General features: G+C 72.9%; 31 protein-coding genes and 1 pseudogene. 8 read left to right on the top strand and 24 right to left on the bottom strand.

Translation table 11 applies throughout. From position 1 onward, the window contains the following. The first annotated feature begins 100 nt into the window (after positions 1 to 100). Positions 101 to 694 carry a TetR/AcrR family transcriptional regulator gene (locus ACIRBY_RS07890; RefSeq protein ID WP_403897609.1) on the top strand — a complete coding sequence of 198 codons (594 nt, stop codon included), beginning with the start codon at positions 101 to 103 and terminating at the stop codon, positions 692 to 694. A gap of 143 nt (positions 695 to 837) precedes the next feature. Next, positions 838 to 1,860: an SGNH/GDSL hydrolase family protein gene (locus ACIRBY_RS07885; protein ID WP_403897606.1), complete on the top strand. Its 1,023-nt coding sequence runs from the start codon at positions 838 to 840 to the stop codon at positions 1,858 to 1,860. A gap of 21 nt (positions 1,861 to 1,881) precedes the next feature. Here ACIRBY_RS07885 and ACIRBY_RS07880 read toward each other — a convergent pair whose 3' ends face one another. Next, the gene (locus tag ACIRBY_RS07880) at positions 1,882 to 2,286 is read right to left on the bottom strand and encodes a nuclear transport factor 2 family protein (RefSeq protein WP_403897604.1); all 405 of its coding nucleotides are present in this window, start codon (positions 2,284 to 2,286) and stop codon (positions 1,882 to 1,884) included. A 98-nt stretch (positions 2,287 to 2,384) separates the two neighbouring features. Between ACIRBY_RS07880 and ACIRBY_RS07875 the strand changes: the two genes are divergently transcribed. Then, complete coding sequence (locus ACIRBY_RS07875; RefSeq protein WP_403897601.1) at positions 2,385 to 2,930, top strand: TetR/AcrR family transcriptional regulator; 546 nt, start codon at positions 2,385 to 2,387, stop codon at positions 2,928 to 2,930. A gap of 62 nt (positions 2,931 to 2,992) precedes the next feature. Here the strand turns inward: ACIRBY_RS07875 and ACIRBY_RS07870 are convergent, their stop codons facing one another. Next, on the bottom strand, positions 2,993 to 3,316 hold the full coding sequence (locus ACIRBY_RS07870) for a putative quinol monooxygenase (protein ID WP_403897599.1): 324 nt from the start codon (positions 3,314 to 3,316) through the stop codon (positions 2,993 to 2,995). Between the two features lie 68 nt (positions 3,317 to 3,384). Between ACIRBY_RS07870 and ACIRBY_RS07865 the strand changes: the two genes are divergently transcribed. Then, the gene (locus tag ACIRBY_RS07865; RefSeq protein ID WP_366454577.1) at positions 3,385 to 3,804 is read left to right on the top strand and encodes a helix-turn-helix transcriptional regulator; all 420 of its coding nucleotides are present in this window, start codon (positions 3,385 to 3,387) and stop codon (positions 3,802 to 3,804) included. A gap of 10 nt (positions 3,805 to 3,814) precedes the next feature. Then, a complete protein-coding gene (locus ACIRBY_RS07860) occupies positions 3,815 to 4,231 on the top strand; it encodes a VOC family protein (RefSeq protein ID WP_042820205.1) in 417 nt (138 codons plus the stop codon). 22 nt (positions 4,232 to 4,253) lie between these two features. On the opposite strand, the gene ACIRBY_RS07855 is transcribed toward ACIRBY_RS07860, so the two are convergent. Further along, a complete protein-coding gene (locus ACIRBY_RS07855; RefSeq protein ID WP_403897596.1) occupies positions 4,254 to 4,817 on the bottom strand; it encodes a DUF4291 domain-containing protein in 564 nt (187 codons plus the stop codon). A 231-nt stretch (positions 4,818 to 5,048) separates the two neighbouring features. Here ACIRBY_RS07855 and ACIRBY_RS07850 point away from each other — a divergent pair, with 231 nt between their 5' ends. Then, positions 5,049 to 6,206 carry a TIGR03118 family protein gene (locus tag ACIRBY_RS07850; RefSeq protein ID WP_403897593.1) on the top strand — a complete coding sequence of 386 codons (1,158 nt, stop codon included), beginning with the start codon at positions 5,049 to 5,051 and terminating at the stop codon, positions 6,204 to 6,206. A gap of 58 nt (positions 6,207 to 6,264) precedes the next feature. Here the strand turns inward: ACIRBY_RS07850 and ACIRBY_RS07845 are convergent, their stop codons facing one another. After that, positions 6,265 to 6,759 (bottom strand): ATP-binding protein, encoded by a 495-nt coding sequence (locus tag ACIRBY_RS07845; protein ID WP_403897590.1) that lies wholly within the window; start codon positions 6,757 to 6,759, stop codon positions 6,265 to 6,267. A 249-nt stretch (positions 6,760 to 7,008) separates the two neighbouring features. On the opposite strand from ACIRBY_RS07845, the gene ACIRBY_RS07840 reads away from it, so the two are divergent. Next, on the top strand, positions 7,009 to 7,860 hold the full coding sequence (locus ACIRBY_RS07840) for a helix-turn-helix domain-containing protein (protein WP_403897588.1): 852 nt from the start codon (positions 7,009 to 7,011) through the stop codon (positions 7,858 to 7,860). 9 nt (positions 7,861 to 7,869) lie between these two features. Next, on the top strand, positions 7,870 to 8,070 hold the full coding sequence (locus ACIRBY_RS07835; protein WP_403897585.1) for a hypothetical protein: 201 nt from the start codon (positions 7,870 to 7,872) through the stop codon (positions 8,068 to 8,070). A 21-nt stretch (positions 8,071 to 8,091) separates the two neighbouring features. Here the strand turns inward: ACIRBY_RS07835 and ACIRBY_RS07830 are convergent, their stop codons facing one another. The 20 genes and pseudogenes from ACIRBY_RS07830 to ACIRBY_RS07735 form a co-directional block, all read right to left on the bottom strand. Beyond that, the gene (locus ACIRBY_RS07830; protein WP_403897582.1) at positions 8,092 to 8,808 is read right to left on the bottom strand and encodes a helix-turn-helix transcriptional regulator; all 717 of its coding nucleotides are present in this window, start codon (positions 8,806 to 8,808) and stop codon (positions 8,092 to 8,094) included. A gap of 10 nt (positions 8,809 to 8,818) precedes the next feature. Beyond that, complete coding sequence (locus tag ACIRBY_RS07825; RefSeq protein WP_403897580.1) at positions 8,819 to 9,799, bottom strand: alpha/beta hydrolase; 981 nt, start codon at positions 9,797 to 9,799, stop codon at positions 8,819 to 8,821. 59 nt (positions 9,800 to 9,858) lie between these two features. Further along, the gene (gene cpt / locus ACIRBY_RS07820; RefSeq protein WP_403898232.1) at positions 9,859 to 10,425 is read right to left on the bottom strand and encodes a chloramphenicol phosphotransferase CPT; all 567 of its coding nucleotides are present in this window, start codon (positions 10,423 to 10,425) and stop codon (positions 9,859 to 9,861) included. Positions 10,426 to 10,566: 141 nt separating this feature from the next. Further along, positions 10,567 to 10,938, bottom strand: a pseudogene (locus ACIRBY_RS07815) (GNAT family N-acetyltransferase); the annotation flags it as partial. 69 nt (positions 10,939 to 11,007) lie between these two features. Then, complete coding sequence (locus ACIRBY_RS07810) at positions 11,008 to 11,943, bottom strand: aminoglycoside phosphotransferase family protein (RefSeq protein WP_403897577.1); 936 nt, start codon at positions 11,941 to 11,943, stop codon at positions 11,008 to 11,010. Between the two features lie 81 nt (positions 11,944 to 12,024). Beyond that, positions 12,025 to 12,807, bottom strand: a complete 783-nt coding sequence (locus ACIRBY_RS07805) for a hypothetical protein (RefSeq protein WP_403897574.1) — start codon at positions 12,805 to 12,807, stop codon at positions 12,025 to 12,027. A 214-nt stretch (positions 12,808 to 13,021) separates the two neighbouring features. Continuing rightward, a complete protein-coding gene (locus ACIRBY_RS07800; protein WP_403897571.1) occupies positions 13,022 to 13,660 on the bottom strand; it encodes an OmpA family protein in 639 nt (212 codons plus the stop codon). A gap of 4 nt (positions 13,661 to 13,664) precedes the next feature. Next, on the bottom strand, positions 13,665 to 14,255 hold the full coding sequence (locus tag ACIRBY_RS07795) for a hypothetical protein (RefSeq protein ID WP_403897568.1): 591 nt from the start codon (positions 14,253 to 14,255) through the stop codon (positions 13,665 to 13,667). Between the two features lie 30 nt (positions 14,256 to 14,285). Next, positions 14,286 to 14,939 carry a pilus assembly protein TadG-related protein gene (locus ACIRBY_RS07790; RefSeq protein WP_403897565.1) on the bottom strand — a complete coding sequence of 218 codons (654 nt, stop codon included), beginning with the start codon at positions 14,937 to 14,939 and terminating at the stop codon, positions 14,286 to 14,288. Next, positions 14,936 to 15,136, bottom strand: a complete 201-nt coding sequence (locus ACIRBY_RS07785; RefSeq protein ID WP_403897562.1) for a hypothetical protein — start codon at positions 15,134 to 15,136, stop codon at positions 14,936 to 14,938. The genes ACIRBY_RS07790 and ACIRBY_RS07785 overlap by 4 nt, the downstream gene beginning before the upstream one ends. Before the next feature lie 110 nt (positions 15,137 to 15,246). Beyond that, the gene (locus ACIRBY_RS07780; RefSeq protein ID WP_403897559.1) at positions 15,247 to 15,933 is read right to left on the bottom strand and encodes a response regulator; all 687 of its coding nucleotides are present in this window, start codon (positions 15,931 to 15,933) and stop codon (positions 15,247 to 15,249) included. Beyond that, positions 15,933 to 17,078: a sensor histidine kinase gene (locus ACIRBY_RS07775; RefSeq protein ID WP_403897557.1), complete on the bottom strand. Its 1,146-nt coding sequence runs from the start codon at positions 17,076 to 17,078 to the stop codon at positions 15,933 to 15,935. Before ACIRBY_RS07775 ends, ACIRBY_RS07780 begins: the two co-directional genes overlap by 1 nt. A gap of 2 nt (positions 17,079 to 17,080) precedes the next feature. After that, positions 17,081 to 17,983: a DUF5936 domain-containing protein gene (locus ACIRBY_RS07770; RefSeq protein ID WP_403897554.1), complete on the bottom strand. Its 903-nt coding sequence runs from the start codon at positions 17,981 to 17,983 to the stop codon at positions 17,081 to 17,083. A gap of 19 nt (positions 17,984 to 18,002) precedes the next feature. Then, positions 18,003 to 18,941, bottom strand: coding sequence for a type II secretion system F family protein (locus ACIRBY_RS07765; RefSeq protein ID WP_403897551.1), 939 nt, complete (start codon positions 18,939 to 18,941; stop codon positions 18,003 to 18,005). After that, complete coding sequence (locus tag ACIRBY_RS07760) at positions 18,938 to 20,284, bottom strand: CpaF family protein (RefSeq protein ID WP_042816053.1); 1,347 nt, start codon at positions 20,282 to 20,284, stop codon at positions 18,938 to 18,940. Before ACIRBY_RS07760 ends, ACIRBY_RS07765 begins: the two co-directional genes overlap by 4 nt. Next, the gene (locus tag ACIRBY_RS07755) at positions 20,281 to 20,694 is read right to left on the bottom strand and encodes a TadE/TadG family type IV pilus assembly protein (protein WP_403897548.1); all 414 of its coding nucleotides are present in this window, start codon (positions 20,692 to 20,694) and stop codon (positions 20,281 to 20,283) included. Before ACIRBY_RS07755 ends, ACIRBY_RS07760 begins: the two co-directional genes overlap by 4 nt. A gap of 1 nt (position 20,695) precedes the next feature. Further along, positions 20,696 to 21,067, bottom strand: coding sequence for a TadE/TadG family type IV pilus assembly protein (locus ACIRBY_RS07750; protein ID WP_403897545.1), 372 nt, complete (start codon positions 21,065 to 21,067; stop codon positions 20,696 to 20,698). 3 nt (positions 21,068 to 21,070) lie between these two features. Continuing rightward, entirely contained in the window at positions 21,071 to 22,345 is a 1,275-nt protein-coding gene (locus ACIRBY_RS07745; protein ID WP_403897543.1) for a CpaE family protein, read from the bottom strand. A gap of 7 nt (positions 22,346 to 22,352) precedes the next feature. Next, positions 22,353 to 23,054, bottom strand: a complete 702-nt coding sequence (gene cpaB / locus ACIRBY_RS07740; protein ID WP_403897540.1) for a Flp pilus assembly protein CpaB — start codon at positions 23,052 to 23,054, stop codon at positions 22,353 to 22,355. A 39-nt stretch (positions 23,055 to 23,093) separates the two neighbouring features. Next, positions 23,094 to 23,987 carry a hypothetical protein gene (locus tag ACIRBY_RS07735; RefSeq protein ID WP_403897537.1) on the bottom strand — a complete coding sequence of 298 codons (894 nt, stop codon included), beginning with the start codon at positions 23,985 to 23,987 and terminating at the stop codon, positions 23,094 to 23,096. Positions 23,988 to 24,356: the final 369 nt, after the last annotated feature.

Genomic DNA, 24,356 nt, shown 5'->3' with positions numbered 1-24,356 from the left:
TGCCCTGCGCGGACACTTACTTGCCGCCCGGCTAGTTCATTACACTGGGGAAGGTAGACCCGTCACTAGCCGGGCGTCAAGTAAGTTCGTGGGGAGACACATGTCCAGCAGCTCCAGCGGCACGGGACCGCAGGCCAAGCGCGGGAACACGCGCCAGCGCATCCAGGAGGTCGCGCTGGAGCTGTTCGCCGAGCAGGGGTACGAGAAGACCTCGCTGCGCGAGATCGCGGAGCGGCTGGAGGTCACGAAGGCGGCCCTCTACTACCACTTCAAGACCAAGGAAGACATCATCATCAGCGTCTTCGAGGACCGCACGCGGCCCGTCGACGAGCTGATCGAGTGGGCGCAGGAACAGCCGAGGACGCTGGAGACCAAGCGCGAGATGCTGCGCCGCTACAGCGAGGCGATGGTCGCGGGCACGCAGCTGTACCGGTTCATGCACGAGAACCAGGCGACGATGCGCGAGCTGAGCATCGGGGAGACCGTCAAGAAGCGCATCTTCACCCTGGTCGAGCTGCTGCGCACGGAGGACGGCCCGCTGGCGGACCAGGTGCGCTGCGTGAGCGCCCTGTTCACCCTGCACGCGGGGATGATGTTCCTCCAGCACGTGGACGAGGCCGACCCGGAGGCGACCCGGCTGGCGGCCCTGGAGGTCGCGACGGACCTCATCACCCGCGCCCACGGCGGGGAGTAGCCCCGGGCCCTCCGCACTCCATGGAGACCACCCTCAGGGGTGGTTTACCCCCAGATCCACTACTCTCCGTAATCAAACGCGCTACGTTACGTCATATCCGCCGGTCGAGAGGGTCGCCCGGCGCCTGACCGAAGGACGTAGCCGTGAACGCCACCCCGCGGATCGCACTCGCCGCCGCCACCGCCCTCGCCGCGGCGGCCGCGGCGCTCGCCCCGGCCTCGGCCGCCCCCGCGGCGGCCGCCCCGGCCCGCACGCTGAACTACGTGGCGCTCGGGGACTCCTACAGCGCGGGCGCCTTCGTCCGACCCTGGGCCGAGGACGACGGCTGCGGCCGCTCGGCGCTGAACTACCCCCGACAGGCGGCCGGCCGGCTGAGGGTGCGCCTCACCGACGTCACCTGCTCGGCCGCCGAGGTCAGAGCCGGCGCGCTGGAGCCGCAGAGCGAGCTGGCGGGTCCGCCGTCCGTCCCGCCCAAGGGCGGCTGGGCGCCCCGGCCGGCCCAGGTCCGGGCCGTGTCCGCCGCCACCGACCTCGTCACCGTCGGCCTCGGGGGCAACTCCGTGGGCTTCGCCGAGATCGTCCGGAAGTGCGTCGAGCGCGGGCTCGCCTCCCTCGGTCTGGGCCACCCCTGCTCCTCCGCCTACTCCGGCGGCGCGGCCGCCACCGCCCTGGAGGGGCGGTTCACCGCGCTGCGGGCCGACTTCGCCACCCTGCTGGGGGAGATCCGCAGGCGCGCCCCGCACGCCAAGGTGGCGGTGGTCGGCTACCCGGCCGTCGTCGACGAGGCGGCCGGCTGCCGCTGGGGCAGTTGGCCCCAGCTGGGCACGGTCGCCAAGGGCGACATGCCCTGGCTGGACTCCCTGGAGCGGCGGGTCAACACCCTTCTGCGCGAACAGGCCGAACGGGCCGGCGCCCTCTACGTGGACACGTACACCGGCAGCACCGGGCACGGGGTGTGCGCCGCCGGCGGACGGCGCTGGATGTACGGGATCAAGGACGACCTGACCGGCGAGGGCCGCCAGAAGGACACCCCCTCCGACCTGTGCCGGCTGATCCCCGCCCGGGGCGAGGCCTGCACGGTCCTGCACCCGAACCTCGCCGGGGTCGGCCACCAGGCCACCCGGGTCACCCGCGCCCTGACGGCGATGGGGGCGACCATGCGGTGACCCGCGCCGACCCCGTCGCCCTCAGTCCCGCAGGCGGCGTTCGGACTCCTCGATCGGGACGTCGTTGATGCTGGCCTCGCGGCGACGCATCAGGCCGTCGTCGTCGAACTCCCACTGCTCGTTGCCGTGGCTGCGCCACCACTGGCCGTCGGCGTCGTGCCACTCGTACTCGAAGCGGACGGAGATGCGGTTGCCGGTGTAGGCCCAGAGTTCCTTGCGGAGGCGGTAGTCGAGCTCGCGCTGCCACTTCTCGGTGAGGAAGGCGCGGATCTCGGCGCGGCCGGTGAGGAAGCGGTCGCGGTTGCGCCAGACGGAGGCCTCGCTGTAGGCGAGCGCGATCCGCTCGGGGTCGCGGGTGTTCCAGGCGTCCTCGGCGGCCTGCACCTTGGCGCGGGCGGTCTCTTCGGTGAACGGCGGGACCAGCATGGGAGGTTCCTCTCGCGTCGACGATTCGGAGAACGATCGTTCTCAAAGTAGAGAACGAGCGTTCTCAAAGCAAGCGGATCTGGACTACCCTTCACGCCATGGACGACGACGAAGCCCGCACCCGCCTCCTCGACGCGGCCGAGGCACTGTTCTACGCCGAGGGCGTCCAGGCCGTCGGCATGGACCGCATCCGTGCGGAGTCGGGCGTGCCGCTCAAGCGGCTCTACCGGCTCTTCCCCGCGAAGGACGCCCTGGTCGCCGCCTACCTGGAGCGCCGGGACCGCCGCTGGATCGGCGGCCTGCGGGAGGCGGTGGCCGCCGCACCCGAACCCGTGCCGGCGGTGTTCGACTGGCTGGCGGCCTGGTTCTCCGAGCCGGACTTCCGCGGCTGCGCCTTCCTGAACGCGTACGGGGAGCTGGGCACGGGCCCCGCCGCCGTCCTGGACGTCGTACGCCGCCACAAGGCGGAGCTGCACGCCCTGCTGGCGGACCTCACCCCCACGCCGGAGCTCGCGGAACAGCTCCTCATCCTGGTCGAGGGCGCGACCGTGGTGGCCGCCCTCGACCCCGGCCCGGCCCCGGCCCTGCACGCCCGCGCGGCGGCGGAACAACTCCTGGGGGCCGCCGCGAACCCGGCCGGGTGAGCGTCCGCGCGGCCGGCGGCCCGCTCGGGCCCGAGGGTCCGGCTCGGGCCAGGGGGTCCGGCTCAGGCCAGGGGGGCCGCCGTCAGCTCCAGGACCCGGGCCGGGCCCGCGCGGAAGGCGGGGGTGGCGGCGTCGGCCTCGATCATGTGCGGGGTGGCGTCGTGGGCGGCCAGCGCGGACTGCGAGGCCCACTCCTCGATCAGGACGAAGCGGTCCGGGTCGCCCGCCACGCCGTGGAGGTCGTACCGCAGGCACCCCTCCTCCGCTCGGACCAGCGGCGCGAGGCGCGCGTACGCGGCCTCCTGCTCCCGGCCGCGACCGGGGAGGGCGGTGATCAGGACGACCAGCTTCACGGACGGCTGCGGCTGGTGCGGCTGCTGCGACATGCGGTGCAGCCTAGACGTCCAAGATCGGCCGCGGCAGGCGGATTTCGCCCTGTGAGATGGTGGACGGCGTGAACCTGGAGGACCTCGTCCGGCTGCGCCGGGCCCGTGACGCGATGGACCGCGACTACGCGCAGCCGCTGGACGTCCCCGCCCTGGCGCGCATCGCGCTGATGTCGGTGGGCCACTTCCAGCGCAGCTTCCGCGCCGCCTACGGCGAGACCCCGTACGGCTACCTCATGACCCGCCGCATCGAACGGGCCAAGGCCCTGCTGCGGCGCGGCGACCTGTCGGTGACGGAGGTCTGCTTCGAGGTCGGCTGTACCTCGCTCGGGTCGTTCAGCTCCCGCTTCACCGAGCTGGTCGGCGAGACGCCGAGCGCCTACCGGGCCCGCGACCACGGCGACAGCGCCGCCATCCCCGCCTGCATCGTCAAGATCCACACGCGACCGGTCAGGAACGGAGAAGCCAAACCCGACGCCCCCGCGTAGCGTCGGAGCCATGGGAATCAAGCTTTCGCAGTGCTTCATCGCCGTCGACGACCACGACAAGGCCATCCCCTTCTACCGGGACGTCCTGGGCCTGGAGGTCCGCAACGACGTCGGGTACGAGAACATGCGCTGGGTGACCGTCGGCTCGCCCGCGCAGCCGGACGTGGAGATCGTCCTGGAGCCCCCGCTCGCCGACCCGAACGCCACCCCCGCCGACCGCCAGGCCGTCGCGGAGCTGATGGCCAAGGGGATGCTGCGCGGGGTCATCTTCACCACGGACGACGTCGACGCCACTTTCGAACGGATCCGCGCGGCCGGCGCCGACGTGCTCCAGGAGCCGATGGACCAGCCGTACGGGGTCCGGGACTGCGCCTTCCGCGACCCGGCCGGCAACATGCTCCGCTTCAACCAGCCCCGCAAGGCCTGACGCCCCCGTACCGCCCTGAACCTCAGGGCCGGCAGAGCCGGCCCTCCAGGGCGGCGGGCAGCGGGTAGACCCGTTCAGCGGGCAGCAGCCGCCGCGCCCTGGCGGCCTGCCCGCCCTGGATGAGCGCGGCGGCCTTGCGGACCTGCGGGGTGAGGTCCGTGATGCCGGTGGTCCACTCGTCGGCGAAGGTCCGGGCGAGCCGGCGGCCGACGCCGACCTGGATGCTGTAGTGGTTCAGCGCGGCCCCGCGCGCGGAGCGCTCGGGGTCCCACTGGACGTGCACCGCCGCGTCGGCGAGCGCGGCCGGGCCGGAGGTGGTGAGCACGGCCCGGGACAGGGCCTCCTCCCACCCGGCCCGGCTGATCCGCACGGCCAGCACCCGTTCCTGGCCGGGCTTGCGGGCCCAGTTGCTGCGGTGCATCAGCCAGAGGAAGGACGGCTTGATCCACGTCATCCGCCCGAACGAGAACGGCGCGACGAACCGGCCCGCGCGGAGGGCGGCGTCCGCGATGGCGGGGGCGTAGGCCTGGTAGACGACGATGCCGTGGGCGTCGTAGTCGGCCCGGATCTCGTACTGCGGTGCCATGCACCGCACCCTGTCAGCCTCCCGGCCGGCGGCGCGAGCGGGTTTCGCCCCGGCTGCGCCGATCCGGGGCGGCCGATCCGCGAGGCCACGTGTGGGCGACCCCCTCGGCTGGTCGGGCGCGGCCCGTTCGAGGGGAGCGCGCCGGGCGACGCGTGTCGGGCGGCTCGCCCCCGCTCCCTCCCACTGTGATGGCTCCGACCGGTTCGACCCCGCTGGAAGTGGAGCATCCGCATGCCCCAGTCCGTTTCGTCCCGCCGCCCCCGCCCCCTGCGCACGCGCCTGCTGGCGGCCGCGCTGACCCTCGGCACCGTCGGCGCCCTCGCCGCCGCCGCGCCACCCCTGCCGGGTGATCCGCACCCCGGGAAGGACCACGGCTTCCGGGAGGTCGACCTCGTGTCCGACATCCCGGGAAGGGCGCAGGCGACCGATCCGCGTCTCTCCAACCCGTGGGGCCTGGTGACCAACCGCGCCGGACAACTCCTGGTCTCGGACAACCACAGCGACTCGGCCACGACCTACTCGGGCGCCGTGAAGGGACGGCCCGTCGAGATCCTGCCCCGCGTGGTGTCCTTCCCCGCGGACGGCGCCCCCACCGGAGTCGTGCGCAACGACGGGGACGACTTCGAGTTCGGCGACTCCGGGAGGTCCGGTCCCGCCCGCTTCCTCTTCGCCGGGGAGCACGGCGACCTGTTCGCGTACAACCCCGCGGTGAACCGGACACAGGCGGTCCGAGTCGCCCACGAGGACAGCGGCGGCGAAACCGCCATCTTCAAGGGGCTGGAGCTGGTCCGCGGGAAGGAGGACGACCACGGCCGCGAGCACGGGGAGCCGAGGCTGCTCGTCGCCAACTTCCGCGACGCGCGCGTCGACGTGTTCGACGAGGACTTCCGCCTCCTGCCGCCCGGCGGGGCGTTCCGGGATCCCTCCCTTCCGGCCGGCTACGCGCCGTTCAACATCAAGGAGATCGGCTCCAGGGTGTTCGTCACCTACGCCTTGCAGGACGACGAGAAGGAGGACGACGTCCCCGGCGCGGGCCACGGCTTCATCGACGTGTACAGCAAGAAGGGGAAGCTGCTGGAGCGCTTCGCGAGCCGGGGCGTCCTCAACTCGCCCTGGGGCCTGGAAGTGGCGCCCAAGGGCTTCGGGAAGTTCTCCGGCGACCTCCTCGTCGGCAACTTCGGAGACGGCCGCATCAACGCCTTCGACCTGCGCACCGGCGAGTTCGAGGGGACCATCGAGGACCGGAAGGGACGCCCGATCTCGATCCCCGGCCTGTGGGGGCTCAAGCGCGGCACCGACAAGTCCGGCGGCCGTGAGGCCGTCTGGTTCGCCGCGGGGATCAACGACGAGGAGAACGGCCTCCTCGGAGTCCTGCGCGCCGAACACTGACCCGTCCCCGCCGCCCTGACCACGGCCCCGCCTCCCCGGCGGGGCCTTCCGGCGTCCGCTACAGGGGCAGGGTGGCCCAGGTACGGGTGCCACCGCCGGGTTCGCGGGAGGGCCCGACCCCCCATTCCCCGCCGTGGTCGCGGACGAGGGCGGCGAAGACCCGCAGCGTGGCCCGGCGGCGCGCCTCGCAGAGGGCGGCGAGCCGGGGGTGGGTGTGGGCGGGGTGGCCGTCGTACACGATGAGGCGGAGGGCGTCGTCGCGGTGGCGGAGGGAGAGGTACAGCTCCCCGTTCGGGTCCATCCGCCAGGCGGAGCCCATGAGTTCGGAGGCGGCCTGGACGGCGGTGGGTTCGAGGGGGTCGAGCGCGTAGGCGTGCAGGGCGGCCCGCACGGCCTGCCGGGCGATCGCCGCCGAGCGGGCGGAGGCGGGCAGGGTCATGCTGCACGACAGCCCGTCCGGCGGGGCCGGCCGCGCGGGGTGGTCGGGCGCGACGGGGCAGGCGGAGGGGGCGCCGTAGAAGGGCGCGCTGAAGGGGGTGAGCGGGGTGAGCATCTTCGGCTCCCAAGTCGTCTGGTTGGACGTCGGTTCGGCGAGGGAAGCTCGACGCGCACGGATGGCTCACGCAGGGCGGGGAGGTGGCTCGTCACCGAGGCCGAGGCGTGCTGCGGCGATGCACTTCGACTCCCCTGGGTGAGCGGTGCGCTACCTAAAGTAGCGTGCAGAGTGGGCTATTGGCCACCTGATCGCCGGGATCCGGCGACAGGATGGATCCGACGTGCCGTCACACGGCACACTGCACACATGCCGCCACGCACCTCGCCGACAGAACGGCAGAAGCGACTGGGCGCCGAGCTGCGCAGGATGAGGGTGGCGGCCGACGTGTCGGCGGAATCCGCCGCCGGGTTGCTCGGGCTCGACCGGTCCAAGGTCTCCGCGATCGAGCAGGGAATCCGCGCCATCAGCGAGGCACGGCTCCGTGCGCTGGCCTGCCACTGCGACTGCGCGGACGAGGAGTACATCAGCGCCCTCGTCGCGATGGCGCAGACCCGCAAGCGCGGGTGGTGGGAGCGCTACCGGGGCTCCCTGTCGGCCGGGATACTGGACATCGCCGAGCTGGAATCCCACGCGACGCGCATGCGCTGCGCGCATTCGGTCCACATCCCCGGCCTGTTGCAGACCAGCGAGCACGCCATGGCCCTCTTCCGGTTCGCCGTGCCCGCACTCCCGGAAGAGCAGGTGGCCGTGCGGCTCGCGCACCGACTGGAGCGCCAACGGGTGCTCGAAGGCGACTCGGCGCCCCAGTACGTCGCGGTCGTGCACGAAGCCGCGCTGCGCATGCGGTTCGGCGGGCGCAAAGCCGCGCGGGCGCAGCTGGAGTACCTGGGGCACATGTCCGAGCGGGAGAACATCGTCCTGCGCGTGCTCACCTTCGACGCAGGCGGCTTCCCCGGCGCGGGCCAAACGGTCAACTACCTTGAAGGGACGGTCCCGCAGCTCGACACCGTGCAGGTCGACAGCACGCACGGCCCGGACTTCCTGCACACCGAGGCCCAACTGTCCAAGTACCGCTGCCAACTGGACTGGATGGAGCGGCTCAGCCTGTCACCGGCCGCATCACGGGACTTCATCCACGACCTGGCCCGCCAACTCTGAGAGGACCTGATGGCCGACATCGCCTGGGAAGACGCCTACTGCGCCGAGGGAGCCAGCTGCTACCGGATCGGCGTGGACGCGGACGGGAACAGCTACATCGCCGTTGCCGGGCGGGAAGACGCCCCCCTCAGCGACAGCCGCGAGGCGCTGTCCGCCCTCATCCGGGACATCAAGGCCGGCAAGGCCGACCACCTGCTGGACGGTGTGTAGCAGGGCCGGTCGGGAGGCGGCTCACGCGGGCGTCGGCGGCGTCGGGCCGAGCGCGGGTGGGCGGGTCGCGTCGGCGGCGGCCGAGCCGCGCAGGAGTTCGGCCAGGTCGTGGGGCTGGGACGGCTCGCCGGTCGGGGTCGCCTCCGTGATCCGGTCCAGGCGGAAGCCGCGGCCGGCCCGTCGCGTACGGCACCAGCCGATCAGGTACCAGCGCCCCTCGGCGGTGAGCAGACCGGCCGGTTCCACGACGCGGTCGCTCGCCCGGCCCGCCGCGTCGACGTACGCGAGCCGCAGCACGGTGCCGTCGGTCAGGGCCCGCTCCACCGCGTCGCGGACCGTCCGCCCGGTCCGGGACGGCAGCGCGACGATCCGGGCGGCCAGCCCCTCGGCCACCGCCGCGGCGGGGCCGGTCATCGACGCCACCAGCTTCTGGTAGGCCGTGCGGGCCGCGCCCGCGAAGGGGGTCTCGGCGGCGGCGAGGGCGGCGGCCAGGGCCGCGGCCTCGTCGGCGGTGAAGTGGACCGGGGGCAGGGTCATGGCCGGGTCCACGGTCCAGCCCCCGCCCCGCCCGAGGGCGGCGCGGACGGGGACGCCGGAGTCCATCAGCGCCTGGAGGTCGCGCTGCACCGTCCGCGTGCTGACCTCGAACCGCTCGGCGAGCGCCGCGACCGGGCGCGGCCGCGGCGCCGCGGCGCGCAGTTCCTCCACGAGGGCGTAGAGCCTGGTCGTACGGTCCATGGGCCCGACGCTACCGGCCCGCGGCGGCCAGGAACTCCCGCTCCCGCGCGTGCGTACGCTCGGTGACGGTGAGGGGGAAGAGGGTGAACCCGTGCATCGCGCCGGCGACGACCCCGAGTTCCGCGGGCGCGCCCGCCGCCCGCCAGCGCTGCGCGAGGAAGAGCGAGTCGTCCAGCAGCGGGTCCTCCGTGCCGACGACGATCCGGGCGGGCGGCAGGCCGGTCAGGTCGGCGTAGAGCGGCGAGAGCTCCGGGGAGCGCCGCTCCTCCGGTCCGGTGCCGGGCGAGAAGGACTCGTAACTGCCCAGCAGCGCATCGGTGTTGCTGAGCAGCGGGCGGGAGCCGAACGCGCGCTGGCTCGGGGTCATGGACAGGTCGTACGGGCCGAAGAGGAGGTGGGCCCCCTGGAACGCCCCGCCGATGCCGTGGCGGTCGCGCAGGCGCAGCAGGGTGAGGACGCTGAGGTGGGCGCCCGCCGATTCGCCGCCGATCAGCAGCCGGTCGGTGCCGAACTCGGCCGCTGCGTGCTCGACGAGCCACCGGGCGGCGGCCGCGCAGTCGTCGGGGCCGGCGGGGAAGGGGTGTTCCGGCGCGAGGCGGTAGTCCACGCTCACGACGGCCAGCCGCACCTCCTCGGCGATCCGCCACAGCCGCTCGTCCTGGCCGTCGGCGGAGCCGAACGACCAGCCGCCGCCGTGGATGTGCAGGTACACCCCGTCGACCGGGCCCGCCGGGACGAAGGTCCGCACCCGCACCCCGCCGGCGACGACCCGGTCCCGGCCCTGCGGCAGCCGCACGGGCGGCGCGTCCCCGGCGAGCCGGTTGCGCCGCAGCCGCGCGACGAGGTCCGCGTCCAGGGCGCGTCCGCGGGCGGGGCGGCTCGCGGCGGCGGCCTCGAACTGCCGGTTGAAGGCGAGGGTCTCGGCGAGGCAGTCCTGGTCGGTGAGCGGCATCGGGGCCACCGGGGTCTTCGGGGTCTTCGTCGTCGTCATGGGAAGAGGTTCGCAACGGCTCGCGACAACCCCGTGTCACCCTTTTCCGGTGACCCGCGTCACATCCGCGCCGACCGGGGGACGCCGGTCACCGGGTCGAGCCGCGGCCGGGTGCGGGCGGCGATGGTCCGGGCGCAGGCCAGGGATTCGGTGCGGGTCGTGTCGACCTCCAGGTCGTAGTCGACGCCCCGGTGGACCGTCTCGGCCTGGGCTGCGGCCATCCCCCGCGGGCGGTCGCCCCGGGCGATCTCGCGGGCCGCGGCGACCTCGCCGTCGCACCGGACGCCGACCCAGAGCACGCTCAGCCCGTGCAGGGCCTTCCGCCACCGCTGCTGGGACTCCGGGCCGCCGAGGAACACGTCGTCGACGACGATCCGGGCCCCGGCGCGGGCCATGGCGGCGATCCCCTCGGCCCAGGCGACGTCGAGGGTGCGGAAGGCCTCGCCGACCACGACCTCGCCGCCGGGCTCGAACCCGATCCCGGTGTCGGAGGCCCGCAGGGAGGGCGGCATGGCGTCGACCAGCACGTCCACCCCGAACGCCAGCCAGGGCTCCGGCAGGACGGCCTGCAGACACCGCACGATCCCGGACTTCCCGGAACTGGAACCACCGTTGAGGACGATCACCTGGGTCTCGGACACCACATCGGACCCCGCGACCGTCTGGCGGCGGTCCGCGTCGCGGGGAGGTGTCGTGAGGAAGCGCAGTTCGGGGCGCTCCCAGGTCACCTTCGGCGGTACAGGGGGGACCGTGCCCACGCGCACGGCGCCCAGGCGCCGGTAGAACGGCTCGGCCGGCGGGTGCGACACGACCCGCACCTGGGCCAGGCCCGCTTGCCGGGCCCGGTCGAGCATGTCCTCCACGAGGCGTCGGCCGACCCCCGCCCCCTGCGTCGCGTCCGACACGAAGGCCAGGTCGAGTTCGGCCTGTTCCAGCAGGAGGGAGTAGAACCCCAGGATCCTGCCGTCGGTGTCGTCGACGGCGGTGAAGACCTGGTGCCGGTCGATGTAGTCGGCCGTCACGCGGTAGCCGGCGATGATCGTGGCGTACGGCCCTGAGTAGGCGCCCGATCCCTGCACCAGCGCGGTGAGGGCGTCGGCGTCGGCTGCGGTGGCCCGTCTGATCGCTATGGACTGCATAACGCCGGAGTATAGGAGTCCTCCCCCATTGCGGCCATTACTCGACGGGGGTGCCGTCTGATGCGCGCGCTAGCTGCGGCGGGGCTCGGTGAGGAGGTCCGCCAGGCGGTCGAGGAAGGCGGTCAGCCAGTCCAGCCGGGGGCCGCCGCGGGCCGTGCGGAAGCCGTGGCGGCGGCCCCACAGGGCCGCCTGGACGGCATGGAACTGGGCCCAGCGCCGCACGCGTTCGCGGTCGAGTTCGGCGGTCTCGGCGAACACGTCCAGGACACGGCGGGCCGCCCGGCTCGGGTCGTCCGCCTCGATGAGCGTCAGCCCGCGGGACTTCAGCAGCGTGCCGCCGTCGTACGCGGGGTCCCCCGCGTAGCCCTTGGGGTCGACGGCCAGCCAGGGCTCGCGGGCGGCGCGCAGGATGTTCCGGGCGTGGAGGTCGCCGTGGACGAGGGTGTCGGGCTGGCTGGGGCCCAGCTCCCGGGCGGTCGCCACGGCGGCGTCCACGGCCCGGCGCGACAGGCCGTGCGGCAGCTCGGCGGCGTCCTTGCGCAGCTCCTCCTCCCAGGCGCCGGCCCGCTCGCTCAGCCGGGGCAGGCCGGGCGGCGCGGGGACGGCCAGGCGGCGGTTGAGCCGGCCGGCGACGGCGACGACCTCGTCGCCGTCCTCGACCTCGGCGAGGGTCGACGGCTCGACCCGTTCCAGCAGCATCGCGAACCGCTCGTCGTCGCGCTCCAGCAGGAGGACGGCGCCGCGGCCGCGCCAGGCGGTGAACGCGTCGGGCTCGTGGACGTTGCCGGGGTGCGGGAACGACACCTTCAGGACCGCGGGCTGCTGCCTGCCCCGCACGGGGACGACGAGGCCGACGCCGCCGTGCAGGACGTCGCCGTCGGGGACGCAGCCCCAGCGCCCGAGCAGCTCCTCCACGATCCCGGGCAGCTCGCCGAGCCACCGCGCCCCGGGCTCCCCCTCGCGCTCGACGGTGCTCCGTACGAATGCCTCCGGCGTCACGATCATCCCGGCACTGTACGCGCGCCGACGCCGGCGGAGTCTGGTGGCGGGCGGGGGCGGTGGCGGACGCGCTCGGGACGGCCCGGGTCAGACCACGCTGGTGATGAGGCCCCAGGCGGGGCTGAGCTGCCCTTCGGCCAGTTCGGTGAAGATGCCGTTGGTGTCGATCCGGGCGGTGGCGATCACACCGGTGTCGGAACGGTAGAACTGGAGCTCACGGCCCAGGGCGTTGATGTGGGTCCACTCGGGACTCAGCTGCCCCTCGGCGAGCTCCGTGAAGATCCCGTTCGTGTCGATCCGACCCGTGGCGATCACACCGGTGTCCGACCGGTAGAACAGCAGCTCACGCCCCAGACTGGTGATGCGGGTCCAGCCGTCGCTGAGCCGGCCTTCGGCGAGGCCGGTGAAGATGCCGTTGGTGTCGATCCGGCCGGTGGCAATGTCGCCCTGGTCCGAACGGTAGAACTGGAGCTCACGGCCGAGCGCGTTGATGTGGGTCCAGCCGGGACTCAGCTGCCCTTCGGCGAGCTCCGTGAAGATCCCGTTCGTATCGATCCGACCCGTGGCGATCACACCGGTGTCCGACCGGTAGAACAGCAGCTCACGCCCCAGGCTCGTGATGTGGGTCCAGCTGTCGCTGAGCTTTCCCTCGGCGAGGCCGGTGAAGATGCCGTTGGTGTCGATCCGGCCGGTGGCGATCACGCCGCTGTCGGAACGGTAGAAGAGCAGCTCACGGCCGAGGGCGTTGGTGTGGGTCCACTCGGGACTCAGCTGCCCTTCGGCGAGCTCCGTGAAGATGCCGTTGGTGTCGATCCGGGCGGTGGCGATCACGCCGTCGTCCGCTCGGTAGAAGAGGAGTTCCCCGGACACTGTGACTCCTTGGTCGTCGGGAAGGTGTCACTCTCCCGCACCCCCGGGATCCGCAGGTTCCTGCGTGGCCACGGGAGAAGGAGGCGCGTCGGCCTCATCTACGACGGTACTCTCCGGTGCCTGCGGCAGCATGGCGGAACCCCTCTGTTCACCTGCGGCGGAAGGAAGTTGAGCCGTCAAAGGGAGACGCTTCAACCGCGGCGACCGCCCGGCCCTAGCCGGCCGCTCCGCGGGGGAAGGTGATCTCGACGCGGCGGTTCTTCTTGCGGCCCTCCTCGGTGCCGTTGTCGGCAATCGGGTAGTCCTCGCTGTAGCCGCGGACGTCGTAGGTGACGCCGGGGTTGGTGACGGTCTTGGCGAGTTCCGCCTGGACGGCGTCGGCGCGCTGCTTGGAGAGTTCCTTGCCGTGTTCGTAGCTGCCCTGGTCGTCGGTGAAGCCGAAGACGCGGATGCGGGTGGCCTTCTGGGTGTTGATCTCCTGCGCGATGGCCTGGATGCGGGCGGCGGCCTGGGCGTTGAAGACGGCACTGTTCTCGGGGAAGAGGACCTCGGACTGGAGGGCCATCATGACGTTCTGGTTGGTCTCCTGACGGCGCTGCTCACCGCCGAGGTCTTCGACGACCTCGGCGATGTCGAGGACCTTGACGGGGGCGAGGGTGCCGCCCTGGGGGATCTTGAGGCCGGGGGCGTTGGAGTCGATGGGCACGGGTGCGGCGGGGGCGGGCTCGGTGCCGGGGGGCACGGAGGGCTTGGGCTCGTCGGCGTGGGCGCTCGTCGCGCCGAGGAGATGAACCCCGGCGATGACGAGACCGGCGACGGCTGTCGCGGCGGCGGCGCGGTGGCGTTTGGTCATGGGGTCACCCGGAGATCTTGACGGTGGCCGTGGCGAAGGTGGGGAGGCTCATCTCGACCTCCGTTGCGGATGTTGGCGGCGCCGGGAACTGCGCGAAGAAGGGCACCGACTGTCCGGCTTCGATGATGGCGAGCCCTGTGGTGCACAGGCACCTCCCGTCGGTGTCACGAAGGACGTAGTAGCGCTTCTTCCCTGCCTTGTCGACCAAAGTGACGCCGGCAACGGACACACCGCTGGCGTTGAGCTCGTTCCCTCTCCATGGCGCCGTGTTGACATAGGGGGCGGTGCCCGTGTTCTTCAGCTGGCCTTCCACGGTGAGGAATCCGCCTGCATCGCGAGCCGCCCGGTTGATCGTCAGCGTCATGCCCGCCTCACCATTGACGGTGGCGAGCACCTCCGTGGGGGTGGGCTTGGGTGTGCCACTCGGGGCCTGCGACTTGGATGCATCCCCTTGGGACTTCGCCGACGACGCATCCTGGGCCGCTTTGGGCTTGTCGTCGCCCCCCGTGCCGCAACCCGCCACCGTGATCGCCAGAACGGCCGCAGCAACGGCAGCCACTCCCCCGCGAACCTTCGCCGCGTGCCGAGTGCTCATCTATGCAGCTTCCTTAATCTCTCGTGCTTGTCAGTCGACCAGTCGAACCGTGAAGAGCGCCTTCGCCAGCTTGCGCAGCGGTCCCGGCTTCCCCAGATCCAGAGTCAGCGGGTCACCGTCACAGACGAACGTGACGCTTCCCGGCCCCGGTGTGGGGCTCGGGGTTGGAGTCGACGTCGGGCCGGGCGTCTGGGCGGACGCGGTGGGGACCGGACTCGGGGCCGAGCGCAAAGAACACCTGGGCTTGATGGCCGCCTTGGCCGTGGCCTTGCCATGGACGCCCTCAGTTCCCGGCACGACCGACTCCCCGACCGTCCTGTTGGTGGTCACCGTGACGGTTACCTCCGGGATGACCGCCTCGCATTCCGCAGTGGCATCGTTCAGCACGGCGAACTCAGCGGCCTTCGCGCACGCTCCTCGTCCGCTCAGAAGGTCGCCGTCGACGAGCTTCTCCCAGTCGGCGGGTTTGAGGCTCAGCAAGTCGAGCCCCAGAAGGGTGTTGTCCCTGGCTTCACCGGCCGCCGCGAGGGCCGCCGCGTCAGCGGCGCCCTGCGCGTTGCTGCGTGTTACGCCCGCCTGGCCGATGACAAAGAACGCCAGAGCGGCGAAGAGCAGTCCGACCACCATGACGATGTAGATCGGAAAGGCCTGCCCCCGGTCGTCACCCAGTCCCCGCCGCCTCACTTCCCTGCGGTGATGCTGGTGACGGCGGTTGTGATCTTGGTGGTGATGGCCTGCCCGATGCCCGTGCCCACGATCGCTCCGATGATCACCACGACCACCAGGATGATCCCCAGGTACTCGAACGCCGTCTGGCCGCGGTCGCGGCCGGGTCGGGTCGCGTAGCGCTTCCGCAGCCGAGCCAGGGTGCTCTGCTTCATCAGGGGTACCTCCGCGTCCGGTGCCGCTGTCGATTTGCGGACCGTACGGGGAGTGAGCTCTCGTCACCAAGGGTCCCGGGGCCCAATTACGGACCCACTGCGCACCGCGTCTATCCATGTCCACTCACCCCCGGGCGGGCGGTTCCCAGCCAGTGGGCTATCGCTTCGCTTCGGGTCGTGCTCTGGAGTTTGGCGAAGATGCGGTTGATGTGGTTCTTCACCGTCTTCTCGCTGATGAAGCACGCCGCCGCGATCCGCTGGTTGCTCATCCCGGACGCGATCAGGTCCATGATCTCCACCTCCCTCGAACTCAGCCCGAAGAGCACGGAGTTGTGCAGCCGCTCCGGTGAGCTTGCCACAGTTCGTTGCGGTTGCGAAGAGGTGCGCAGTTCCGCGAGGAGGGTGCCGGCCGCGGTCGGCGTGAAGTGGGGGCGGCCCTCGCGGACGTCGTGGACCGCTCTCACCAGGTCGTCCGGCGTGAACTCGCCGTGGACCAGGTAGCCGCCCGCGCCCAGCAGGAGCGATTCCCGGACGATTTCCGACTCCCGGCTGTACGTGAGCATCAGGACCGGCGCCAGGCGGACGAGGTGCGGGAGGGCCGAGATGCCGTCCACGCCCGGCATGCGGACGTCCAGCAGGACCACGTCCGGGGTGTGCCGGCGGGTCAGGCCGAGGGCCTCGCGGCCGTCGGAGGCCTGGGCGGTCACCGTGATGTCGCCCGCCGCCTCCAGCAGGGCGGCCAGGCCGGCCCGTACGACCGGGTTGTCGTCGGCGATCAGGACGCGGAGGCCGGGCATCAGGGGCTCCCTTCCAGGGGGAGGGTCAGGTGGATCCGGGTGCCCGGGTGGCCGTCCGGGTGGGGGCCCATGCGCAGGAGGGCCCCGAGCGTCGTGGCGCGTTCCCGCATGCCGAGCAGGCCGTAGCGGCCCGGGGAGGAGGCGGCCCCGGGCGGCAGGCCCCGGCCGTCGTCGGTGACCTCCAGGGACAGGTGCGTGGGGGTGGCCGTCGCCGTGAGGGTCACCCGGGTCGCGGACGCGTGCCGGCGGGCGTTCTCCAGGGCTTCCGAGGCGATGGAGAGGACGTGGTGGGCCGCCTCGTACGGGAGTGCGGGGAGCGGGCCCGGGGCGTGGACGGTCGTGCCGGGGCCGGCCAGGCGGTGCAGGGCCGGCAGGAGGGGGACGTCCGAGGGGGGTTCGCGCAGGTCGGTGAGCAGGGCCCGGGACTCCTCCACCGCGCGGCGGGCCGCCACCGCCAGGAGGGCGGAGCGGGTGCGGATCGCCGCAGGGTCGTCGGTGAGGGCCAGGGCGTCCGCCGTCAGGGCCAGGCCGTGCAGGGTCTTGGAAACCGAATCGTGCATCTCCCGCGCCAGGCGGTCGCGTTCGGCGCGGACCGCCTCCGCCACCGCCAGCTGCGCGCGGGCCTCGGTCAGCCGGACCAGGAAGTCGCGGACGGAGGAGCCGGCCGCGCCCGACAGCACGCAGAGCAGGGACAGCACCAGGCCGCCGCCCAGCGCCGCCACCACCGCGGTCTGCACCGCCGCGTACACCGCCGAGCCGCGCCAGCCGTGGACGAGACCCGCCAGCAGCGGGGTGCCGAGGGCCACCAGGCCCAGCGGGGAGGACGGGGTGGCGGTGATCAGCAGCAGGGTGCCCAGGGCCATGTCGGCGGCCAGCAGCCAGGGGTGGCGCAGGAGCAGCGGGCCGAAGCGCTCCCAGTCGCGGAAGAGGCCGTACGAGAGCATGAAGGTGACGAGGACCGCCCCCGCCACCAGGTACGTCGGGCCGCCGGGCGCCGTGCGGGAGAGGGCCGGCGGGGCGCCCAGGGGGATCATCACCAGGCGCAGGGCGAAGACCTGGCGGCAGAGGGACTGGAGGGCGTTCGCCCGCAGGCGCAGCGGCGAGCCGCCGGCGGGCACCGGTGCGGGGAGGGGCGGGGCGGCCATCGTCAGTCACCGCCCAGCAGGGCGCCGAAGTCCACGTTCGCGCCGTAGACGAAGCCGCAGACCAGCAGGATCAGGGTCCCGGGCAGCATGAACATGGTCACCGCGAAGGTGGCCTTGGGGACGGCGCGGGCGGCGCGGCGCCGGGCGTTCTGGGCGTCCGTGCGGCGCATGTCCTCGGCGATGGCGATCAGGGTGTCGACGATGGGCGATCCGAGTTCCTCGCCCTGCTGGAGGGCCGTGACGAACTGGGCGACCTGTTCGCTGTCGTTGCGGCGGCGCAGTTCGTCGAAGGCCTGGCGGCGGCTGACGCCCATGTCCATCTGCTGGAGGGTGATGCGGACCTCGTCCGCCCAGGGGCCCTCGTACTTGGCCGCCACCCGTTCCAGCGCCTGCCGGAAGCCGAGTCCCGCGCTGACGACGACCGCGAGGACGTCGAGGAAGTCGGGGAGGGTGCGCTCGATGTCGTCGCGGCGGACCCGGATCGCCGACCACAGGCCCGCCTCGATCCAGAACAGCCCGAACGCGACCATGAGGAGGGCGACGACCAGCTGACCGTTGAGGAGCATCGCGAAGGCGCCGAGCCCGCCGAGGAAGCCGTAGACCGCGCGCCGGGCCGCGTACCGGTCGATGGTCAGGCCGGCCGGGTTGCCGGCGCGGTCGATCTGGGCGCGTTTGCGCGCCACCCGCCGGGGGCCCATCAGCCGCAGCACCAGCGGCGCCCAGCGGATGCCGAGCCGGTCGACGAGCGAGCCGACGGCCGTCGTGCGGGAGGAGCCGACCTCCAGGGCGAGGGCGAGGTCGGTCGGGAGGGCCGCGTCGGCGCGGTAGAGGCGGATGCCGTGGAGGATGCCGAAGACCGAGAGGGCCGTCACGGCGGCCAGCAGGATCGGGAGGTAGGGGCTCATGGGTCTCGTCGTCCTCCCGTCAGACGTCGATCTTCGACAGGCGGCGGATGAGGACGAAGCCGAGCGTGAACAGGCCCAGGGCGATCAGGACCGCCGTCTGGCCGATCAGGGCGCCGGTCATCCGGTCCAGCGCGCCCGGCATCATCGTGTCGACCAGCAGCAGCGAGCCGAGCCCGATCGCCGGGACCAGGTAGGCGGTGACGGTGACCTGCGAGAGCTGCGTACGGATCTCCCGGCGCGTCTCCTTGCGCTGCTCCAGGGTGACGACGAGGTTGCGCAGGCTCCCGACGATGGCGCCGCCCGCCCGCGCCGACAGCACGAGGGTGGAGACGAGGACGACCAGCTCCCGCGACGGCAGCCGGTCCACGATCTCCCCGAGCGACTCCTCGACGGAGTGCCCCACCGCGAGCCGGTCCGCGACCCGGGCCAGCTCCTCCCCCGCCGGGGCCTCCAGTTCCTCGGCCGCGATCCCGATGGCCGTGCGCAGGGCGAGTCCGGCCTGGGTGGCGTTCGCGAGGATCCGGGCCAGCTCCGGCAGCTGGTTGACGAAGCGCTCGGTGCGCCGGGCCCGCTGCCAGGCGAGGAAGGCGTTCGCGGCCCACAGGCCGATCAGGCCGGCGACCGGGCCGAAGAAGGGCGCGAGGAGGGCGGCCGAGAGCAGCCAGACCCCGGCGACCGCCATCAGCACGTAGACGAGGAACTCGCCCGGGGTGAGGTCCAGGCCGGTGGTCGCCAGCTTCAGCTCGATGCGCCGGCCGAGCCGCGTCCTGCGCAGGCGCCGGTCGACACCGGGGAAGCGGCGCCGGCGGCCGGCGGGTTCCGGGGCGCCCTCGGCGGCGAGGCGTTCGACGAGGGCGGCGCGCTGGGCGAGGCCGGCGGAGTAGGCGTGCACCCCGAGGGAGACGAACAGGCCGGCCAGCAGGGTGGCGCCGAGGGTGAGGAGGACGAGGTGGGTCACAGGACGGTCCGTGAGGTCAGCGGGTCGAGGTGGTCCTCGGGCGGGGCGACCCCGAAGGCCTGGGGGATCGGCTGGTTGTTCATGTAGAGGCGCTCCGCGGTCCGGCGCGGCAGGGGGGCGTAGGCGAAGTAGCCGTGGACGCGTCCGTCGGCGGCCATGGGCTGGGCGACGTAGCGGCAGACGGTGGTGATCCGGAACGGCTCGCGGCCGTGCGAGTCGAGGACGGAGATCTCGGTGACGCGGCGCGAGCCGTCCCCGAAGCGGGTGAGCTGCACGATGACGTTGACGGCGCTGTTGATCTGGTCCTGGAGCGCCTCGAAGGGGATCTCGACCTCCGACATGGAGGCGAGGGTCTGGAGGCGCATCAGCGCGTCCTGGGAGCTGTTGGCGTGGACGGTGGCGAGGGAGCCGTCGTGGCCGGTGGACATCGCCTGGAGCATGTCGAGGGTCTCGCCGCCGCGCACCTCGCCGACGATGATGCGGTCGGGGCGCATGCGCAGGGAGTTGCGCACGAGGTCGCGGATGGTGATCTGGCCCTTGCCCTCGACGTTGGGCGGGCGGGATTCGAGCCGGATGACGTGCGCCTGCTGGAGCTGGAGCTCGGCGGAGTCCTCGATGGTGATGACGCGCTCGCCCTCCGGGATCAGGCCGGAGAGGGCGTTGAGGAGGGTGGTCTTCCCGGTGCCGGTGGCGCCGGAGACGATCACGTTCATGCGCGCCTGGACCATCCCCGAGAGCAGGAGCAGCATCTGCTCGTCGAGCGACCCGAGGGCGATCATCTCGTGCAGGGTGAAGGCGCGCGGGAAGCGGCGGATGGTGAGGGTCGCGCCGGTGAGGGACAGCGGCGGGATGATGACGTTGACGCGCTCGCCGCTGGGCAGGCGCGCGTCGACCATCGGATTGGACTCGTCCACGCGGCGGTTGACGGTGGAGACGATGCGCTCGATGGTCTGCATCAGCTGCTCGTGCGAGGCGAAGCGCAGGGGCAGCTGTTCGACCCGGCCGGCGCGCTCGACGAAGATCTGGTCGGGGCCGTTGACCATGATCTCGGAGATGGAGGCGTCCTCCAGGAGCGGTTCGAGCACGCCGAGGCCGAGGGCCTCGTCCACGACGCGGCGGATCAGCTGGGCGCGTTCGGCGGTGGAGAGGACGGGGCCCTCGCGGCTGATGATGTGGCCGAGCACCCGCTCCAGGCGGGCCCGGCGCTCGGCGGGCGCGAGCGCGGACATCTCGGCGAGGTCGATCTCCTCCAGCAGCTTGGCGCGGTAGGAGGGGACGAGCCGGCCGTCCTCGCGGGGACCGTGGCGGTCGTCCGGGGTGTTGACCCGGGAACGCAGGCTCATGGGCGGGCTCCGGTCGGATCGTCGTTGGGCATCACGGCGGTGGCCTTCGCCGGGTCCACGGAGAGGCCGGGGACGATCGAGGCGATGGGGATGGTCACGGTGGCGGTGACCGCGTCGGCGGTCTTGGTCAGGCTCACGTCGGCGGTGAGGCCGCCCCGGACGGCGGCCTGTCCGGCCGCCGCCCCGCCCGATCCCTTGCGGGCCTCGACGCGGGCGGCGGTGCGGGCGGCGGTGCCCGCCTGTTCGTGGACGTACGCGATCCAGCCCAGCTGGATCCCGCAGAGGGCGACGAAGAGGAGGATCGGGACGAAGCCGATGTACTCCAGGGCCACCTGGCCCCGGTCCCGGTCCCCTGACCGCGTCCGCGGCCGGGGCCCGGTGCCGGGGCGGGTGTGTCGCGTACGACCCATGTCACTCCGCCTCCTTCTCCATCGCCGCGCCCCCGGTTCCGGTGATCTCGCCGAAGTTCAGGCCGGGGTAGAGGACGGGGACCCTGAGCCTGACCGTGGCCTTGTAGACGTCGCCGGACCCGCCGCAGTCCGCCGTCATGCCCCACGCGCCCCCGATGTGCTCGGCGGCAGCCGCCTGGCAGGCCCCGTCGCCGTGCACGGCGCCCGCCCGCGCCCCCTCGTCGGCGGCGTTCCCGGCCAGGGAGAACGCGTACCCGATCAGTACGCACTCCCACACGGCCGCCACGAGCAGCAGGATCAGCGGCACCATGCCCACGAACTCCAGGGCCGCCTGCCCCCGGTCACGGTCCCGCTCCCCCGGCCACCGGCGCATCCGTCAGCCCTCCCGGCCGCACCGCAACCGCGCCACCGGCCCGACGGCCCGGACCGCCAGGGCCGAACCCGCGGGGGCCTGCCCCGCAGCCGCCGGCCCCGGCTGCGGGGCCGACAGCAGCCCCAGCTCCCCCGCCAGGGCCCACAGGGCCTGCTTGACCGTCGAGCGGTTGTCGAGGTCCTGCACCCGGCCCGCGTCCACCACCCCCTGGAGCTCCTTGAAGGCGGCGGGGACCGGCGTGCGGGTCGGACGGGTCTTGGTGATCTTCTCGATCAGCGAGGGCTGGATCTCGGTGTGCCTGCTCCAGCGGTTGACCACCAGCGCGGTGTCCTCCGCCTTGCGCACCTGGAGCCGCTCCCACATCCGGACCATCCGCTTCGCCGCCCGTACCGCGACCACGTCGGGGGTGGTGACCAGGACCGCCACGTCCGCCTGTTCGACGGCGGTGGCGTTGGCGCCCGTCACCTGGGTGCCGCAGTCGACCACGACCAGTTCGTAGCGGGCGCGCAGGGCGCTGAGCACCTGCCGGGTGGCGCGTTCGTCGAGGTCCTCGCCGCGCTCCCCGTCCGCCGGCGCCAGCAGCAGGGCGAGGCCGCTGCGGTCCTCGTAGACGGCGTCCTGGAGGACCCGGGGCGAGATGTCCTGGATGCCGGCGAGGTCGGCGATCGAGCGGCGGAACTGGACGTCGAGGTACGAGCCGACGTCGCCGGCCTGGAGGTCGAGGTCCACGAGGGCCGTGCGCCGTCCCGAGGCGGCCGCGGCCAGGGCGAACTGGACGGCGGTGAAGGTGGTGCCCACGCCCCCCTTGGCCCCGCTGACGGTGACCACCCGGCCGCCCGGGCCGGAGGCGGCCTCCGCACCCCGGCCCAGGTGGCGGCGCACGCCCGCGGACCACTGCGCGGCCGCGCCGACGCGGGCGGCGAGCTCCTCGTAGTGCAGGGGCAGGCCGACCAGGCCGCGCGCGCCGGAGTCCATGGCGGCGGAGAACACCCCGGGCCCGGTGTCCGAGGAGAGCAGGACCACGCCGACGGCCGGGAAGCGCAGGGCGACCTCGCGGACGAGCTCCAGCGCGGGGACGGGCCCGATCCGCTCGTGGACGAGGACGACCTCGGGGAGTTCGTCGACGGAGTCGGCGGCGAGGCGGCCCAGGGCGTCGAGGAGGGAGGTGGAGTCGGGGACGGGCGGCGCGGGCTCGGCGTCCGGGAGCTGGCTGAGCAGGGCGACGACGGAGCGGGCGGCGTCGGGGTCGCCGGCCGCGGGGAGGATCCGAGTGGTCATCCGCGCCTCACCTGTCCCCGTCGAGGGTGTACGTGCGGTCGGTCGGGCCGGGCGTGGAGTCGGTGCCGGGGGCGACGAGGGCCAGGCGGACGTGCTCCGCGAAGGATTCGGCGTAGGCGACGCGCTGGGTGTCCTTGGTGTTCAGGGCGAAGGTGATCGGGACGGCCTCGGCCGGTCCCTTCTTGTCGCTGTCCTTGTCGAGGGCGGTGAGCTTGCCGACGCCCAGGACCCGGGCGTTGGCGACGATGATCACCGAGCGGGAGGGCTCGGACTCCTTGGCGCCCTTGAAGGTGGCGATGATGTTGACCTTGGCGCCGGAGGTGATCTTGCCGGCCACGCCGGTGGCCGCGTCGATCATGATGGCGATCTCCTGCTCTCCGGGCTGGAGCTGGGGTTTGTCGACGAACATGTCGCTCTGCAGCAGGGATCCCTTCTTCAGGGTGGTGAGCGCGATCTTGCCCTGGAGGCTCCCGAGGTCGCTGACGGCGGTGTCGGACAGCCACCGCTTGGGGACCTTGACCTCCTCGAACTGACCCGCGGACAGGGCGCTGTACGGCGCGATGTCGCCCTTGACGCGGTACGCGACGACCTCGGCGCCGACCTTGGAGTTGACGTCGCCGATGACCACGAGCACCCCGGCGAACGCCGCGAGGGCGCACAGGGCCGACAGGAGCAGCAGGATGACGCCGCGGCGCTGGCGTGAGTTCATGAGCCGACTTACCTCGCCGTTCTTCGTTCGTTCGGGCGGTCAGGATCCGGATCTGGTGCGGGTGGCGGAGCGGGCGGCGGGGACCTCGGGCGGTGGTGCGGCGAGCGGGGCGGAGCAGAAGCCGCAGCGGTCGCCGATGAGCTCGAAGCCGCACCAGCGGCACTGCTCGCGGCGGACCGAGGCGACGAGCTGGTAGAGGACGGAGACGTCCGGGATGGCGGCGGCGAACTCGACCAGCTTGGGGGTGGCCCACCAGCGGGGCGAGTCGGCCGGGAGCGGGTTCTCCATCACGCCCTGCACCTTCCAGGCGGGGGCCAGTTCGGCCGCGACCCAGTCGGAGGAGAGCTGTCCGCGGGCGAAGGTGAGGTGGGTGGCGAAGGCGGGGCCGGGGGGCAGCACCCCCGAGTGGGCCGCCGCCGCGGAGCCGCCGAGCCTGGCCAGGTGCGGCTGCGGGTGGGCCAGTACGGCGAACTGGGCGCTCGGCGACCAGGAGCGGGCGTGGGCCTTGAGCCCGACGGGGACCCGGTCCAGTTTGGCGACGCTGCCCAGCAGGGCGCCCGCGTAGACGTAGTGGGACAGCAGCCGGGCGGCGGAGGCGAGCACGCCGGGGCTGAAGTCGCTGACGGTGAGCTGGCGCAGCTGACGGGCCAGCACGGCCGTGCCCAGCGGCGGGAGGTCGACGTCGAGCAGGGCGATCCGGTCGGTCTCCAGGATGGCCCGGACGGTGTGCAGCCGGCGGACGGTGGCCGGGGGCAGCCAGGGCGGCACGAGGGCCACGAGGTGGCCGTGCCGCTCCAGCAGGGCGGTGGTCTCGGCGAGCGCGGTCTCCAGGTCGGCCTCACCGGGCGGACTCAGGACGGCGGCTCCGGGGGTGTGCCGGTCGGGGGCCGGCAGCACCAGATCGGCACTGGTGACAGCGATGGCGGTCGGCACGCGAATCCCCCCGTTCACCCGGTGCGCGACGGCCGTTCCCCGGGCCGTCACGCACGCGCACGCGCACGCGGCCGCGCGCATGACCCTGCGCGACCGCAAACGTCCGACGCGCCTTCCCCCTTGCCCCAGCACCATATCCGCGTCACCCCTGGCTGGTCAGGGGCTTGGGAATTCCCGTACCGGAAGCACCGCTCGCAGGTGACGAAAAACCCGGACAACAGGGATCCGGATCCCATTCATTTCAAGCCACTTCGCAAACACCCTTGACACCAGGATTGGTCTGGACCAACTTGGCTGCGCCGGCACTTCCCCACGGGGGACCCCACTCCCCCGCCCCTTCGATCCCCACGCGAACCCCCTTCCGCCCCA

Source organism: Streptomyces sp. NPDC096136, assembly GCF_044763325.1.
In the GTDB taxonomy this organism is placed as follows: Bacteria; Actinomycetota; Actinomycetes; order Streptomycetales; family Streptomycetaceae; genus Streptomyces.
The sequence above is the reverse complement of the archived record's forward strand: the minus strand, read 5'-3'. Positions and strand labels throughout refer to the sequence as shown.

Bases quoted from the DNA above. Each gene is read 5' to 3' on its own strand.
- ACIRBY_RS07890 (WP_403897609.1), top strand. From the start codon at position 101: ATGTCCAGCAGCTCCAGCGGCACGGGACCGCAGGCCAAGCGCGGGAAC.
- ACIRBY_RS07880 (WP_403897604.1), bottom strand. From the start codon at position 2,286: ATGCTGGTCCCGCCGTTCACCGAAGAGACCGCCCGCGCCAAGGTGCAG.
- ACIRBY_RS07875 (WP_403897601.1), top strand. From the start codon at position 2,385: ATGGACGACGACGAAGCCCGCACCCGCCTCCTCGACGCGGCCGAGGCA.
- ACIRBY_RS07870 (WP_403897599.1), bottom strand. From the start codon at position 3,316: ATGTCGCAGCAGCCGCACCAGCCGCAGCCGTCCGTGAAGCTGGTCGTC.
- ACIRBY_RS07860 (WP_042820205.1), top strand. From the start codon at position 3,815: ATGGGAATCAAGCTTTCGCAGTGCTTCATCGCCGTCGACGACCACGAC.
- ACIRBY_RS07855 (WP_403897596.1), bottom strand. From the start codon at position 4,817: ATGGCACCGCAGTACGAGATCCGGGCCGACTACGACGCCCACGGCATC.
- ACIRBY_RS07850 (WP_403897593.1), top strand. From the start codon at position 5,049: ATGCCCCAGTCCGTTTCGTCCCGCCGCCCCCGCCCCCTGCGCACGCGC.
- ACIRBY_RS07845 (WP_403897590.1), bottom strand. From the start codon at position 6,759: ATGCTCACCCCGCTCACCCCCTTCAGCGCGCCCTTCTACGGCGCCCCC.
- ACIRBY_RS07840 (WP_403897588.1), top strand. From the start codon at position 7,009: ATGCCGCCACGCACCTCGCCGACAGAACGGCAGAAGCGACTGGGCGCC.
- ACIRBY_RS07835 (WP_403897585.1), top strand. From the start codon at position 7,870: ATGGCCGACATCGCCTGGGAAGACGCCTACTGCGCCGAGGGAGCCAGC.
- ACIRBY_RS07830 (WP_403897582.1), bottom strand. From the start codon at position 8,808: ATGGACCGTACGACCAGGCTCTACGCCCTCGTGGAGGAACTGCGCGCC.
- ACIRBY_RS07825 (WP_403897580.1), bottom strand. From the start codon at position 9,799: ATGACGACGACGAAGACCCCGAAGACCCCGGTGGCCCCGATGCCGCTC.
- ACIRBY_RS07810 (WP_403897577.1), bottom strand. From the start codon at position 11,943: ATGATCGTGACGCCGGAGGCATTCGTACGGAGCACCGTCGAGCGCGAG.
- ACIRBY_RS07800 (WP_403897571.1), bottom strand. From the start codon at position 13,660: ATGACCAAACGCCACCGCGCCGCCGCCGCGACAGCCGTCGCCGGTCTC.
- ACIRBY_RS07795 (WP_403897568.1), bottom strand. From the start codon at position 14,255: ATGAGCACTCGGCACGCGGCGAAGGTTCGCGGGGGAGTGGCTGCCGTT.
- ACIRBY_RS07785 (WP_403897562.1), bottom strand. From the start codon at position 15,136: ATGAAGCAGAGCACCCTGGCTCGGCTGCGGAAGCGCTACGCGACCCGA.
- ACIRBY_RS07780 (WP_403897559.1), bottom strand. From the start codon at position 15,933: ATGCCCGGCCTCCGCGTCCTGATCGCCGACGACAACCCGGTCGTACGG.
- ACIRBY_RS07775 (WP_403897557.1), bottom strand. From the start codon at position 17,078: ATGGCCGCCCCGCCCCTCCCCGCACCGGTGCCCGCCGGCGGCTCGCCG.
- ACIRBY_RS07770 (WP_403897554.1), bottom strand. From the start codon at position 17,983: ATGAGCCCCTACCTCCCGATCCTGCTGGCCGCCGTGACGGCCCTCTCG.
- ACIRBY_RS07760 (WP_042816053.1), bottom strand. From the start codon at position 20,284: ATGAGCCTGCGTTCCCGGGTCAACACCCCGGACGACCGCCACGGTCCC.
- ACIRBY_RS07755 (WP_403897548.1), bottom strand. From the start codon at position 20,694: ATGGGTCGTACGCGACACACCCGCCCCGGCACCGGGCCCCGGCCGCGG.
- ACIRBY_RS07750 (WP_403897545.1), bottom strand. From the start codon at position 21,067: ATGCGCCGGTGGCCGGGGGAGCGGGACCGTGACCGGGGGCAGGCGGCC.
- ACIRBY_RS07745 (WP_403897543.1), bottom strand. From the start codon at position 22,345: ATGACCACTCGGATCCTCCCCGCGGCCGGCGACCCCGACGCCGCCCGC.
- cpaB (WP_403897540.1), bottom strand. From the start codon at position 23,054: ATGAACTCACGCCAGCGCCGCGGCGTCATCCTGCTGCTCCTGTCGGCC.